This window comes from Lysinibacillus sp. NPDC097231 (genome assembly GCF_044761885.1).
Classification (GTDB): Bacteria; Bacillota; Bacilli; order Bacillales_A; family Planococcaceae; genus Lysinibacillus.
Genome location: NZ_JBIWDH010000010.1, coordinates 77543 through 90832, shown reverse-complemented (window position 1 = coordinate 90832; position 13290 = coordinate 77543). Strand labels below are relative to the sequence as shown.

Here is a 13290-nt window from a genome sequence, read left to right as displayed (position 1 = left end):
TGTCAAAATGTCGTCGATTAAAATGTTTGAGAAACCACTTGGAATGCGCGATACATTTCCGCAAATATTCGAAAAGGTAGAGGCAGTGAGAATTACTGGCCGAGACTTTTTATGCAGGAGAGGCTATGAATTTATCAAGACACCTGCGGTAGAATATTTTGATACAGTTGGAAAAGCTTCGGCAATTGCCGATGCGCATTTATTTAAACTTGTAGATAGCCAGGGAAACACGTTAGTACTACGACCAGATATGACAACACCGATTGCTCGTGTGGCAACTTCGAAATTATTAAAAGAAATGATTCCAATACGCCTTGCTTATTTTGCTAGTGTCTTTCGCGCACAGGAAACAGAAGGTGGTCGCCCAGCAGAATTTGATCAAATGGGAATCGAGTTAATTGGTGATAATTCGGTGTTTGCCGATGCAGAAGTTATAGTGACAGCAATGGAACTATTAAAGCAATTTGGTTTAACAAAATTTAAAGTTACTATCGGCCATGCAGGCATATTAAATTGTATTTTACAGGATTATACAGAAAGTATTGAACAGCAAGACATACTCCGGACACTTCTTGTGCAACGCAATTACGTAGGGTTTGAAGAAGCGGTAGAATCATTTGGATTACCTAAAACAAAATCCGATGCTTTATTGCAATTTATTGAAGAAGCTATGAATTTAAAAGAAATTCAAGATATCGAAAAATATGTGCGGAAAAATGACGCATTAGAATATATGCAGCAGCTCGCTAAACTACTTGAAATTGCAGACTTAGCAGACTTTGTAGCCTTTGATTTTACACTTTCTAGTCATATGAGCTATTACACAGGGATGTTATTTGAAGTATTTGCATCAGGCAGCGGTTTTCCATTAGGCAATGGTGGGCGTTATGACGGATTACTTGAGGTGTTTGGTTCCAAAGTAGGCGCTACTGGATTCAGTATTCGTGTGGATCGTTTATTAGAAACGCTTGAAGGACAATCAAATAGTCGAGAAGAAGCTACAGTTGTACTATTTGAGGAAGAGCAATTTGAAGCGGCACTTGCAAAGGTACAGGCGCTACGAGTAGCTGGTAAACAAGCTACTTTACAATTAAGAAGTAGCCTTGTCGATGAAGCAGCCTTTTTAGCACACTTTACAGAGGTATTTGTTGTTGGACAGGAGGAAGTTGGCGGTGAATGAATTAACGATTGCTATGCCAAAGGGACGTATTTTTGAAGAGGCATACCAAATGCTTTTAGAAGCTGGCTTTAATTTACCAGAAGAAGTGGAAATGTCCCGTAAATTGATGATTGAAATACCAGAAGAGAAAATTCGTTTTATATTAGCAAAGCCAATGGATGTTCCAGTTTATGTTGAACACGGTGTGGCGGATATTGGTATCGCAGGGAAGGATGTTTTATTAGAGCAGCAACGAGAAGTGCATGAATTACTTGATCTAAAAATTAGCTCATGCTATATCGCCTCAGCTGGTTTACCTAATACTACTATGAATGAGATTGCGCCGAGAATCGCCACAAAATACCCTAACATTGCCATGAAATATTATAAGGGTATTGGGGAGCAAGTTGAAATTATTGAGCTAAATGGCTCCATTGAACTGGCACCTATGATTGGCTTAGCGGATCGAATTGTCGATATTGTTTCAACAGGACGAACGCTTAAAGAAAATGGCCTGGTGGAATATGAATTTATTACTGACGTATCGTCAAGATTAATTGCTAATCCAGTGAGCTATCGTATGAAAGGTGACCGCATTATTGATCTTGTGAAGCGATTAAAGAAATGTGTTAACTAACAAATGTTAATCATGTACATGAATACCTAGATATAAAAGGAGATTAATCCTATGAAAATAACAAAGCTTGCAAAGGGTATTTCTTTAAAAAGACCACTTGAGGGTGGCAATGAAGACCAATTAAAGGTTGTACGTCAAGTATTAGCAGATGTTCGAACTCAAGGTGACGAAGCCATACGTTTCTATACAGAAAAATGGGATGGCTTTGTACCTGATAATTTACGAGTGACAAAGGAAGAAATAGAAGAGGGGGCAAATTCTATTGATAAACAGCTTTATGCTGATTTAACAGAAGCTGCTCAAAATATTCGACTTTATCATGAGCAACAAAAGCGTTCAGGTTATCGCCTAGAGCTAGAAAATGGGTCGTGGCTAGGACAACGAATTACAGCGATTGATGCAGTGGGTCTGTATGTTCCAGGAGGTACAGCAGCTTACCCATCTTCAGTTTTGATGAATGTTATTCCTGCACAAGTTGCTGGTGTGAAACGTATTGTTATTTCATCTCCAGCTGGTCGAGATGGAAAACTGCCTCCAGGAGTACTTGCAGCAGCACGAATTTTAGGTGTAGAGGAAATATATAAAGTTGGTGGAGCTCAGGCTATTGCGGCACTTGCATATGGTACAGAAACCATTTCACCAGTTGATAAAATTACAGGTCCAGGCAATATTTTTGTAGCATTGGCAAAACGTGAGGTATTTGGCGAAGTAGCGATTGATATGATTGCGGGGCCAAGTGAAATTGCGGTGCTAGCAGACGATACTGCATTTGCGGATGAAATTGCAGCTGATCTTTTATCGCAGGCGGAGCATGATCAGTTGGCATGTGCCATTTTAGTGACGACTTCTGAGCATTTGGCTAAAAAAGTGGCTAATGAAGTGGAGAAGCAATTAACCACTTTACCACGTCAAGAGGTAGCGCGTGCATCTATTGAAAACTTTGGAGCGATTTATGTTGCTGAAACGATGGCAGATGCAGTAGATGCCATTAATTCTCTGGCACCCGAGCATTTAGAAATTGTGACAAAAAATGCTGAGATTGTGGCTGAACAGGTTCGTCATGCAGGTGGTATTTTCATCGGTCGTTATAGTTCTGAACCAGTAGGTGATTACTTTGCTGGGACAAACCATGTACTGCCAACAAATAGTACTGCTCGCTTTGCAAGTGGCTTAAACGTCGATGATTTTGTAAAAAAAACGAGTGTCGTTTACTATAGCGAAAAAACTTGGACAGAAAATGCACCGAAAATTGCACGTCTTGCACGAATGGAAGGCCTAGAGGGGCATGCGCGTGCGGTGGAATCACGTGGATGGGAAAAGGAGTAGTGTAATGACTGAAAAGAAGCGATATGCAAAGGTAGAACGTACAACAAATGAAACTCAAATCTCGGTAGCTATAGATTTAGATGGTGAAGGTAAGGCGGATATTAAAACAGGCGTTGGCTTTATGGATCACATGTTAGATTTATTTATCAAGCATGGACTTTTTGATGGGACAATACAAGCAAATGGTGATACTTATATTGACGATCATCATACAACAGAAGACCTTGGGATTGTATTAGGTCAAGCTATTCGTGAAGCGCTCGGTGATAAAAAAGGAATTAAGCGTTACGGCACAGCATTTGTACCAATGGATGATGCACTGGCACAGGTCGTTGTTGATTGCTCGAATCGTCCTCACTTAGAATATCGTGTGCCACAGTTGAAGGAAAAAGTCGGTAGCTTCGATACTGAATTAGTACATGAATTTTTGTGGAAGTTTGCACTCGAGGCTAGGATGAACGTCCATGTCATCGTACCTTATGGACATAATACACATCATATTATTGAAGCGATATTTAAGGCGTTAGCACGTGCTATTGATGCAGCAGTGGAAATTGATCCACGTGTTAAAGGTGTGCCATCAACTAAGGGGCTGTTAACGTGAAAATAGGTGTCATTGATTACGGAATGGGTAATTTATTTAGTGTGGAGCAGGCATTAAAGCGACTTGGCTGTGAGGTTGTTGTCACAGCTGATGAAACAGTGCTTAATGCAACAGATGCACTGTTGCTTCCTGGTGTTGGGGCATTTCCGGACGCCATGAAACGTTTAGCTGAAACGAATTTAGATGGTTATTTACAAAAGGTGAAGTCTGAAAATCGACCACTATTAGGAATTTGCCTAGGGATGCAATTATTATTTGAGCACAGTGAAGAGGTATCACCGACCAAAGGGTTAGGCTTTTTTAAAGGGCAAATTAAACGGTTTAGCGGTGACAACGATGGGCATGCGTATCGAGTACCACATATGGGATGGAATGAGCTCGTGATGGCAAATCGTCCTTCATGGTTGGAAGGTGAAGTATCAGCAAAGCATGTTTATTTTGTCCACTCCTTTTATGCAGCAGATATAGATGACAAAGAGCTTGTCGCCTATGCAGATTACCATGGCATTAGAGTTCCTGGTATTGTTGCAAATGGTTCTGTGACAGGCATGCAGTTCCATCCAGAAAAATCAGGTGAACTAGGTGTGTATTTATTAGAGCAGTGGTTGAAGGGGGTTGCTTCATGTTAACAAAGCGCATTATTCCATGTCTTGATGTGAAAGAGGGGCGTGTTGTAAAAGGTGTGCAGTTTGTGTCATTACGTGATGCAGGCGATCCAGTAGAGCTTGCGAAGTTTTATGATGAGCAAGGGGCAGACGAGCTTGTGTTTCTTGATATCTCGGCATCTCATGAAGGGCGTGAAACGATGGTTGATGTAGTGCGGCAAACTGCAGCGACATTAGCCATTCCATTTACAGTAGGTGGAGGAGTTCGCGCATTAGATGATATGAAACGCATTTTACGTGCAGGCGCCGATAAAGTATCAGTCAATACTTCTGCTTTAGAGCGACCAGAGCTTATTAAAGAAGGTTCGGACTTTTTTGGCGCACAATGTATTGTTGTAGCTATTGATGCGCGCTTTAGCGATGAAGACGGCACATGGATGGTTTATACCCATGGAGGACGAAACAAGACGACCTGGCAAGCGACTGAGTGGGCAAAAGAAGCGGTTCGCTTAGGGGCTGGTGAAATATTATTAACGAGTATGAATCAGGACGGTGAGAAATCAGGTTTTGATTTAGCGCTGACAAAAGCAGTGAGAGAGGCTGTGACAGTTCCTGTTATCGCAAGCGGTGGTGCAGGGAATGCCGAGCATTTTTACGAAGTATTAGCCGAAGATGTTGATGCAGATGCAGCACTTGCAGCATCAATCTTCCATTATAAAGAAACGAGCGTAGCGCAAGTAAAAGAATACTTACGTGAAAAAGGAGTGGCAGTAAGATGATGGACAGCATTAAATTTGATGATAAAGGACTTGTTACTGCAGTTGTACAAGATGCGAATACTAAGGAAATATTAACTGTAGCATATATGAACAAAGAATCATTGGAGAAAACGCTTGAATCGGGAGAAACATGGTTCTATTCACGTTCCCGTCAAGAGCTTTGGCACAAAGGGGCAACAAGTGGTCATACACAAAGAGTAGTGTCGATTAAAGCAGACTGTGACAGTGATGCATTGGTAGTGGAAGTAATTCCTGCTGGCCCAGCTTGTCATAATGGAACAATCTCTTGCTTTACAGAGATTATTCAACAAAACGCCAAGGTCGGATCTGTTGAAATTATTTCTAAGCTAGTGGGCATCATTGAAAAGCGTGAGCAAGAAATGCCAGAAGGAGCATATACTACATATTTATTCGATAAGGGAATCGATAAAATTTGTAAAAAAGTCGGTGAAGAAGCAACTGAGGTTGTCATAGGCGCAAAAAATCGCGATGCAGAAGAGGTAAAATGGGAGGCAGCCGATTTAATTTACCATTTATTAGTGCTATTACAAGAACAAAAAGTAAGTGTTTATGACGTGTTACATGTGTTGGAAAAACGTCATGAGGAGAAATAACAGCATATTGCTTGTTGTATGGTATAATAGAGGTTACTGTGTAAAGGAACGTGTGATACGTTCCTTATTTCTTGTTTCGGAGGAAATATTTTGGAAAAGAAACGTCAAAAAGAGAATCAAACGAATGTAGTGTCGTTCATTCCAACAGGCGACTATTATTATAAAAAATCAATACAAGCAATGAATAGCGGACATATGCCTAAAGCCTATAAATATTTACAGCGTGCCGTAGATTTAAGTCCGGATGATCCGATGATATTATTGCAATTAGCGATAATGGAATTAGATGGTCAACGTTTCGAGGAAGCGTATGATCTTCTTCATCGTGCCCATGAGTTAGATTCAGATAATCCAGAAATTATTTTTTACATGGCAGAGGTTTCTGGATGTGTTGGCATTATTCAAGATGCTAAACGATTTGCAGAGCAATATTTGCAAATTGAGCCTGAGGGAGCCTATGCAGATGAAGCGGCAGAAATATTAGAGTTTGTTGCTTTCGAGCAGGATGATTTTGAGGAGCTTGAAGGTACTGGCGAGGATTTATATCGACAAGAACAAGCGAGGCGCTGTATGGAAAAGGGCGATTTCCATGAAGCTATTAATATTCTAGAAGACTTAATTGAAGATAAACCAGATTTTTGGTCTGCCTATAATAATTTAGCGCTTGCATATTTTTATGTAGGTGAAGCGGAACAGGCAAAGGCCCTCCTAAACACGGTTTTGCGTGAAAATAAGGGTAATTTACATGCACTGTGTAATTTAACTGTTATAGCGTACTATGAAAAAAATGATGAAGATTTACAGGATCTTTTGAAAATACTTGTGAAAATTCAGCCTTATGCATGGGAACATCGTTACAAGCTAGGTGCAACTTTAGCACTCATTGGACAATACGATTTAGCATTTAAATGGTTACGTAGCATGCAAAAGCGTGGTTACGTTGGTGATGCTGGCTTTTACTTCTGGTTATCCCATGCAGCGTATTTCTCAGGACATGAGGAAATTTCTAAAAGTGCATGGGAGCAACTACTTGAGTTAGATCCAGATAAAGACGGTTTTGAACCTTGGCGCCATGAGGAAAACGTATATGCCCTCGATGCATTAGAGCATAACCGGGATTATATTGTGGATAAACTGGAAAGCAATTATACAAGTGAACGTATTTTTGGTTTATTTTTACTGAGCTGTTCAGCACATAAACAAGAAATTATTGCGCATCCTAAATGGATAGATGTTGAGCAACTTGATACGTTTGAAAAGTTATTTTTGGCGTATGCACTTGGCCATCAATTTGATATGAAAAATAAAGTAGAGGCTAGCTTTTTAAGAGCAGTAAGTGTACCAGAAATTTTATTAGAACAGTATGGCAAGCTTACAACACTAGTTGCACCGATGTTCCAGATGTGGTTTGTACTTTGTGAACAAGCATTGATCAACAATTACCGTTTTACAAACCCAGCGGCTATTGCAGGAGCAAATGATTATTTATTCCGTTCTTCTCGGATGCTCAAGGTTACAAAAAAGGAAATAGCTCAGCAATACGGGGTTTCAGTAGCGACTTTATCGAAATACATTGATGAAATTTTAATGTTTTTACCAAGCAATCATAATTAAACCGTGAGCAACATAGTTGAATAACTTTTTACTTTCACATACGATGAACATAATATCGTTCTCTTCATTACTGTAGAATACTTTTACATTTATAGATGAGGAGATAACTACAATTAAACTTTTATTTTGCCTCTGGCGGATGTCCCGGATGTTGAAGGGAATTAATTGTGTCTGTGATTATTAAAAGTAATTTAGGGGGAAGTATTGATGTCTGAAGAAAAAATTTATGATGTTGTAATAATAGGTGCAGGTCCTGCAGGAATGACGGCTGCTGTTTATACGTCACGTGCAAACCTTTCAACTTTAATGATTGAACGTGGTATCCCTGGTGGACAAATGGCGAATACGGAAGAAGTAGAGAACTATCCAGGATTCGATACAATTTTAGGACCTGAGCTGTCGACTAAAATGTTCGATCATGCTAAGAAATTTGGTGCAGAATATGCGTATGGTGATGTAACTGAAATTATTGATGGTGACGAGTATAAAACAATAAAATCAGGTACTAAAGAATATAAAACACGAGCAATTATTATTTCTACAGGTGCGGAGTATAAAAAAATGGGCGTTCCTGGCGAAAAAGAACTAGGTGGCCGTGGTGTCAGCTATTGTGCGGTATGTGACGGTGCGTTCTTCAAGCAAAAAAATCTTGTTGTCGTTGGTGGCGGGGATTCTGCTGTAGAAGAAGGCGTTTACTTAACTCGCTTCGCTGATAAAGTAACGATTGTGCACCGTCGTGATAAATTACGTGCACAAAAAATTCTACAAGATCGTGCATTTGCTAACGAAAAAATTGATTTTATTTGGAATGCAACAGTGAAAGAAATAAATGAGGCTGATGGTAAAGTTGGAAGTGTGACATTGCAATCAACTATCGATGGTACAGAATCTGAATTTGATACTAATGGGGTATTTGTATACATTGGTATGCTACCATTAACAAAACCATTTGAATCTTTAGGTATTTTAAATGACGCCGGCTATATTTTAACAAATGATAATATGGAAACAACTGTACCAGGTATCTTTGCAGCAGGTGATGTACGTGAGAAATCACTTCGCCAAATTGTTACAGCTACTGGTGACGGAAGTATTGCAGCTCAGGCAGTACAGCATTATGTGGAAGAATTATTAGAAAAAATTAACGCTTAAAGTAACATTGAATTTTCCATAATCAAATGATTTGATATTTTGAGGAAAAAATTACAATTTTTAATAAGGTTTTAATATTTTTGTAACTTGAATGACATATAAAAGGTGTAGTATATAAAGTGTAATTAGCAATCCCCCTTTTATTTTGTTTAGTAGGTTGTTTCCGCCTAAATTAGGTGGGGCAACCTATTTTTATTGTTACGGAAATTAAAGATTGCATATCATGTTTTGAGCGCTTGTTTTTCATTCCGCATAAACGAGCAGTAAGTCTTCCACATCCTCTGGCGGAAGTCACGGATTGTTTATCTGTTGCGAAAGCATGGCGGCAGCAAAAGGGGTTTGTCTGTGCGAAAGCGTAGTGCAAACGTAGCGGCAGCAACAATTACTCCGAGGCGAAATTGTTTATTGAGTATTGCAATATAAATGATATCTGTAGATGTTGTTGACCTTAAAATTGCAAAGCGCCAAAGTTGAATGGAGGACAAACCTTGATTGGTCTTGTTATAATGAGAGGTAGAATGCAAAAGTGATTAGAGGTGTGCCTATGCAAAGAATTGCAAATTTAATTGCCGTGAAAGACGGTAAAGTATTATTACTACAAAAGCCGAGACGTGGCTGGTACGTAGCTCCAGGCGGTAAAATGGAAAGCGGCGAATCAATCTATGAGGCTGCTATACGTGAGTTTCAAGAGGAAACAAATGTCACACCATTGAACGCTCATTTAAAGGGTGTTTATACGATGATTATTAAAGAAAATAATGAAGTGGTTGACGAATGGATGCTGTATACATTTGTTGCAAAGGATATAGAAGGTGTACCTTTCGAAGAAACTCGGGAAGGCAAACTTGCATGGCACCCAGAAGAGGATTTGAAACATCTGCCAATGGCTGAAGGTGATCGAACAAATTTACAATTTGCTATCTCACAATCAGGCATTCAATACGGTACGTTTGAATATACGACTGATTTTGAATTACTGCATGAAAAAATACAAATATCAATAGAATAATAAAGGAGCTGTATGACAGTGGTGGTTGAAAACCAACAAAGTACACGTGAATTGGTTATTATTACAGGAATGTCTGGAGCTGGGAAGACAGTAGCTATTCAAAGCTTTGAGGATTTAGGGTATTACTGTATTGATAATTTACCACCAGCGTTACTCACAACCTTTTTAACCCTTCTCAGAGATTCCGGTAAAAATATTACACGTATTGCAGCTGTCATGGATATGCGTGGAGGCAACTTTTTTGATTCTCTTATTGGCGCCCTCGACCATATATTAAAAGCAGGCGATATAGTTGCACGAATTTTATTTTTAGATGCAGATGATGCAACACTAGTCAGCCGTTATAAGGAAACAAGACGTTCACACCCACTGGCTGTAAATCGTTTGCCGCTAGATGGCATTAAACAAGAGCGTATCCTTTTATCGGAAGTCAAGGGACGTGCTCACTTTGTCTATAATACATCTAATATGAAGCCTAAGGAGCTACGTGAAAGAATTGGTAAAGAATTTGCAAGTGATGCAGATAATATTTTTTCCGTTAATATCATGTCCTTTGGATTTAAGAATGGTATGCCGATAGATGCAGACTTAGTGTTCGATGTTCGTTTTTTAAAAAATCCTTATTATGTAGAAGAGCTGCGCCCAAAAACAGGTCTACAAACGGAAGTATCTTCTTATGTTTTGGCGCTTGAGGATACACAAACGCTCATTCAAAAACTGACGGATTTGTTTGAATTTATGATTCCTCTCTATAGACAAGAGGGAAAATCACAACTTGTCATTGCTTTTGGCTGTACTGGGGGACAGCATCGTTCGGTGACATTAGCAGAGTATTTCGGGGCTTATTTAGCTGCAAAAGAAAATACTGTTATTACGCATCGCGACATCAATCGTAGAAAGGATTGAGTGAATGAAGAAGCAAACAAAGCTAGTAGTTATAGGTGGTGGTACAGGGCTGTCTACGTTACTCCGTGGATTAAAGCACCACCCATTTGATATTACGGCAATTGTTACAGTAGCCGATGATGGTGGTTCTTCAGGACGTTTACGAGATGACTATGATATTCCACCACCTGGTGATGTCCGAAATGTTATCGCAGCGTTATCAGATGTTGAACCTCTTGTAGAGCAGATGTTTCAATATCGTTTTTTAGCATCAGAAGATTTGCGAGGGCATTCGTTAGGTAATTTAATGTTGACGGCTTTAACAGATATAACAGGAGATTTTAGCCATGCCATTAGTGAAATGGGAAAGGTTTTAAAAGTTCATGGTCGTGTAATTCCTGCAGCTAATAAAAAGATCAATCTACATGCAGAGCTAGAGGACGGTTCAGTAATTGAAGGTGAATCTAAAATTCCAACAGCTAACAAAAGGATTAATCGTGTTTTTTTAGTGCCTGAAAACGTGCAACCGTTACCAGAAGCTATTCGTGCAATCAATCGTGCTGATTATATTTTAATTGGCCCGGGGAGCTTATATACAAGTATTATTCCTAACCTGCTTGTGAAAGACATCGGGGAAGCTGTCGTAAAGGCTAAAGGAAGAAAAATTTATGTTTGTAATTTAATGACTCAAAAAGGTGAAACCATTGCTTATACAGCAGGTGATCATGTTAAAGCTATATACAAGCATGTTGGAGATTCTTTTATTGATTCTATTTTAGTAAATGATGAAAAATTACCTCATCCTGTACAAGAGCTTTATAAGGAAGAATGTGCTGAGCCGGTGACATTTGATGTGTCAAAGCTTGAAAGTATGGGTTTAGAAGTTATTAAACGAGATATTGCTACAATTAGGTCAGATGGGACGGTTCGTCATAATGCGACAAATGTTGCAGAGTGGCTAGTTGATTATGCAAATATCTATAAACAAAAAGTAAGGGAACCAATAATAGAATCATAAAGCGCTTATTGTATATGGTAAGATGAACATATACATAGAACTAAAGGTTGAAAGGGGGGCGTGATATGTCATTTGCTTCTGAAACCAAAAAGGAATTAACCCAGATAGAAGCGGACAATCAATGTATGAAAGCAGAAGTATCTGCCCTAATTCGTATGAATGGTTCATTATCCTTTGCAAATAAACAGTTAAGCTTAGACGTACAAACTGAAAACGCTGCAATCGCAAGAAGACTATATACGATTATGAAAAAGTTGTATCCGTATAATGTTGAGTTGCTTGTTCGAAAAAAAATGCGTTTGAAAAAAAACAATGTATATATTTGTCGTGTAAGAGAAGGTGCGCGGGAGCTACTAATTGACTTAGAAATCATATCAGACGACTTTCAATTCAATCATACTATTTCTCGTAAACTTATTAAAAAAAATGGTCAAAAAAGAGCGTATCTACGAGGCGCATTTTTAGCAGGTGGCTCTGTCAACAATCCCGAAACATCAGCCTACCATTTAGAAATTTATTCATTATATAAAGAGCATGGTGAGGCTTTGATGGATTTAATGAATGAGTTTGAACTAAATGCTAAAACAATTGAGCGCAAAAAAGGCTTTGTTACCTATTTAAAAGAAGCAGAAAAAATTTCTGATTTCCTTAATATCGTTGGAGCGCATCAAGCAATGATGAAATTTGAAGACGTTCGTATTTTGCGGGACATGCGGAATAGCGTTAACCGTATTGTCAACTGTGAAACAGCAAACTTAAATAAAACAATAGGTGCAGCATTGCGTCAGGTAGAGAATATTCGATTTATTGAAAATTCTATTGGTTTAGATCAATTGCCAGAAAAGCTTCGTGAAATTGCACGATTACGAGTAGAATATCAGGATGTCACTCTAAAAGAACTTGGAGAAATGGTATCAAGTGGTACGGTTAGTAAATCAGGTGTCAATCATCGATTACGGAAAATCGACGAAATAGCAGATGCATTAAGACGTGGGGAAAAAATAGGTGGTTAAGTTTTCATACTTTTCAGGTATGAATGTGATGCGCAAACACGTATTGTTCTTTTGCTAGTAAGTGAGGTAAGATAAAACTAATACGATGAACGGAAGTAAAGGAGAGTTTTGAGAATGACCGAGAGAAGAGTCCAAGTAAAATTAAAATTAGGACTACAAGCTAGACAAGCAGCGCTATTTGTACAAGAAGCAAATCGTTTTAGTGCGGATATCTTTCTTGAGAAAGATGAGAAAAAAGTAAATGCAAAATCCATTATGGGTGTGATGAGTTTAGCTATTGCAAAAGGAACAGAGGTTGTGCTTAGTAGTGAAGGAAACGATTCTGAGCAAGCGGTTACAGCATTGGCTGCATTAATCGAAAAAGAAGATTAAAAACCCATAAATAATGCAAGAAACTGTCCAAGAAGTTTAGAATTGGGCAGTTTTTTTGCGCTTTTGTTCACAGAAAAACAAGTTCTATAGTTTTGTTGGATATTTGTACTATATAAAATGAATGTTAACGCCCTTCAATCGTTGAAGCGGCGAGAGTAGGAGAGCCATTGCGATTGTTAGAATAGCCGAAGTGTCTAAGAAGCCAAAGTGACGGAAGAAAAGGCGGCGACGGAAAGAAGAGTCGGAGTGAAGGAAAGAAAGGCTAGCGACGGAAAGAATAGTCAGAGCGATGGAAAGAAAAGTAGAAGCGACGGAAAGAAGAGTCAGAGCGACGGAAAGAAAGGTAGAAGCGACGGAAAGAAGAGTCAGAGCGACGGAAAGAGAGGTAGAAGCGACGGAAAAAAGAGCCGGAGTGAAGGAAAGAAAAGCTAGAGACGGAAAGAAGAGTCAGAGTGAAGGAAAGAAAAGTAGAAGTGACGGAAAAAAGAGCTGGAGTGAAGGAA

14 protein-coding genes and 1 pseudogene are annotated in these 13290 nt (G+C 39.1%); all 15 read left to right on the top strand.

Features of this window, described 5'->3' with window-relative positions; all coding sequences use genetic code 11:
• The first annotated feature begins 7 nt into the window (after positions 1-7).
• Positions 8-1180 (top strand): ATP phosphoribosyltransferase regulatory subunit, encoded by a 1173-nt coding sequence (locus ACIQXF_RS08650; protein ID WP_402781503.1) that lies wholly within the window; start codon positions 8-10, stop codon positions 1178-1180.
• Positions 1173-1796, top strand: coding sequence for an ATP phosphoribosyltransferase (gene hisG, locus ACIQXF_RS08645; RefSeq protein ID WP_402781500.1), 624 nt, complete (start codon positions 1173-1175; stop codon positions 1794-1796). The genes ACIQXF_RS08650 and hisG overlap by 8 nt, the downstream gene beginning before the upstream one ends.
• Positions 1797-1847: 51 nt before the next feature.
• Positions 1848-3122 (top strand): histidinol dehydrogenase, encoded by a 1275-nt coding sequence (gene hisD / locus ACIQXF_RS08640; RefSeq protein WP_402781497.1) that lies wholly within the window; start codon positions 1848-1850, stop codon positions 3120-3122.
• 4 nt (positions 3123-3126) lie between these two features.
• Complete coding sequence (gene hisB / locus ACIQXF_RS08635; RefSeq protein WP_053485806.1) at positions 3127-3726, top strand: imidazoleglycerol-phosphate dehydratase HisB; 600 nt, start codon at positions 3127-3129, stop codon at positions 3724-3726.
• Positions 3723-4355, top strand: coding sequence for an imidazole glycerol phosphate synthase subunit HisH (gene hisH / locus ACIQXF_RS08630; RefSeq protein WP_402781494.1), 633 nt, complete (start codon positions 3723-3725; stop codon positions 4353-4355). Before hisB ends, hisH begins: the two co-directional genes overlap by 4 nt.
• Entirely contained in the window at positions 4349-5110 is a 762-nt protein-coding gene (hisF, locus tag ACIQXF_RS08625) for an imidazole glycerol phosphate synthase subunit HisF (RefSeq protein WP_402781491.1), read from the top strand. The genes hisH and hisF overlap by 7 nt, the downstream gene beginning before the upstream one ends.
• Positions 5107-5724, top strand: coding sequence for a bifunctional phosphoribosyl-AMP cyclohydrolase/phosphoribosyl-ATP diphosphatase HisIE (hisIE, locus tag ACIQXF_RS08620; RefSeq protein WP_402781488.1), 618 nt, complete (start codon positions 5107-5109; stop codon positions 5722-5724). The genes hisF and hisIE overlap by 4 nt, the downstream gene beginning before the upstream one ends.
• 90 nt (positions 5725-5814) lie before the next feature.
• Positions 5815-7338, top strand: a complete 1524-nt coding sequence (locus ACIQXF_RS08615) for a tetratricopeptide repeat protein (RefSeq protein WP_402781485.1) — start codon at positions 5815-5817, stop codon at positions 7336-7338.
• A 207-nt stretch (positions 7339-7545) separates the two neighbouring features.
• On the top strand, positions 7546-8490 hold the full coding sequence (gene trxB / locus ACIQXF_RS08610) for a thioredoxin-disulfide reductase (protein ID WP_402781482.1): 945 nt from the start codon (positions 7546-7548) through the stop codon (positions 8488-8490).
• Between the two features lie 544 nt (positions 8491-9034).
• The gene (locus ACIQXF_RS08605; RefSeq protein ID WP_402781479.1) at positions 9035-9499 is read left to right on the top strand and encodes an NUDIX domain-containing protein; all 465 of its coding nucleotides are present in this window, start codon (positions 9035-9037) and stop codon (positions 9497-9499) included.
• A 12-nt stretch (positions 9500-9511) separates the two neighbouring features.
• Positions 9512-10405 (top strand): RNase adapter RapZ, encoded by an 894-nt coding sequence (gene rapZ / locus ACIQXF_RS08600; protein ID WP_402781476.1) that lies wholly within the window; start codon positions 9512-9514, stop codon positions 10403-10405.
• Between the two features lie 4 nt (positions 10406-10409).
• Complete coding sequence (locus ACIQXF_RS08595) at positions 10410-11402, top strand: gluconeogenesis factor YvcK family protein (RefSeq protein WP_402781473.1); 993 nt, start codon at positions 10410-10412, stop codon at positions 11400-11402.
• A gap of 65 nt (positions 11403-11467) precedes the next feature.
• A complete protein-coding gene (whiA, locus tag ACIQXF_RS08590) occupies positions 11468-12415 on the top strand; it encodes a DNA-binding protein WhiA (RefSeq protein ID WP_402781470.1) in 948 nt (315 codons plus the stop codon).
• Between the two features lie 114 nt (positions 12416-12529).
• Positions 12530-12787 (top strand): HPr family phosphocarrier protein, encoded by a 258-nt coding sequence (locus tag ACIQXF_RS08585; RefSeq protein ID WP_402781467.1) that lies wholly within the window; start codon positions 12530-12532, stop codon positions 12785-12787.
• A 289-nt stretch (positions 12788-13076) separates the two neighbouring features.
• Positions 13077-13290, top strand: a pseudogene (locus ACIQXF_RS08580) (hypothetical protein); the annotation flags it as partial.

Bases quoted from the DNA above. Each gene is read 5' to 3' on its own strand.
- ACIQXF_RS08650 (WP_402781503.1), top strand. From the start codon at position 8: ATGTCGTCGATTAAAATGTTTGAGAAACCACTTGGAATGCGCGATACA.
- hisD (WP_402781497.1), top strand. From the start codon at position 1,848: ATGAAAATAACAAAGCTTGCAAAGGGTATTTCTTTAAAAAGACCACTT.
- hisB (WP_053485806.1), top strand. From the start codon at position 3,127: ATGACTGAAAAGAAGCGATATGCAAAGGTAGAACGTACAACAAATGAA.
- hisF (WP_402781491.1), top strand. From the start codon at position 4,349: ATGTTAACAAAGCGCATTATTCCATGTCTTGATGTGAAAGAGGGGCGT.
- hisIE (WP_402781488.1), top strand. From the start codon at position 5,107: ATGATGGACAGCATTAAATTTGATGATAAAGGACTTGTTACTGCAGTT.
- trxB (WP_402781482.1), top strand. From the start codon at position 7,546: ATGTCTGAAGAAAAAATTTATGATGTTGTAATAATAGGTGCAGGTCCT.
- ACIQXF_RS08605 (WP_402781479.1), top strand. From the start codon at position 9,035: ATGCAAAGAATTGCAAATTTAATTGCCGTGAAAGACGGTAAAGTATTA.
- rapZ (WP_402781476.1), top strand. From the start codon at position 9,512: ATGACAGTGGTGGTTGAAAACCAACAAAGTACACGTGAATTGGTTATT.
- ACIQXF_RS08595 (WP_402781473.1), top strand. From the start codon at position 10,410: ATGAAGAAGCAAACAAAGCTAGTAGTTATAGGTGGTGGTACAGGGCTG.
- whiA (WP_402781470.1), top strand. From the start codon at position 11,468: ATGTCATTTGCTTCTGAAACCAAAAAGGAATTAACCCAGATAGAAGCG.
- ACIQXF_RS08585 (WP_402781467.1), top strand. From the start codon at position 12,530: ATGACCGAGAGAAGAGTCCAAGTAAAATTAAAATTAGGACTACAAGCT.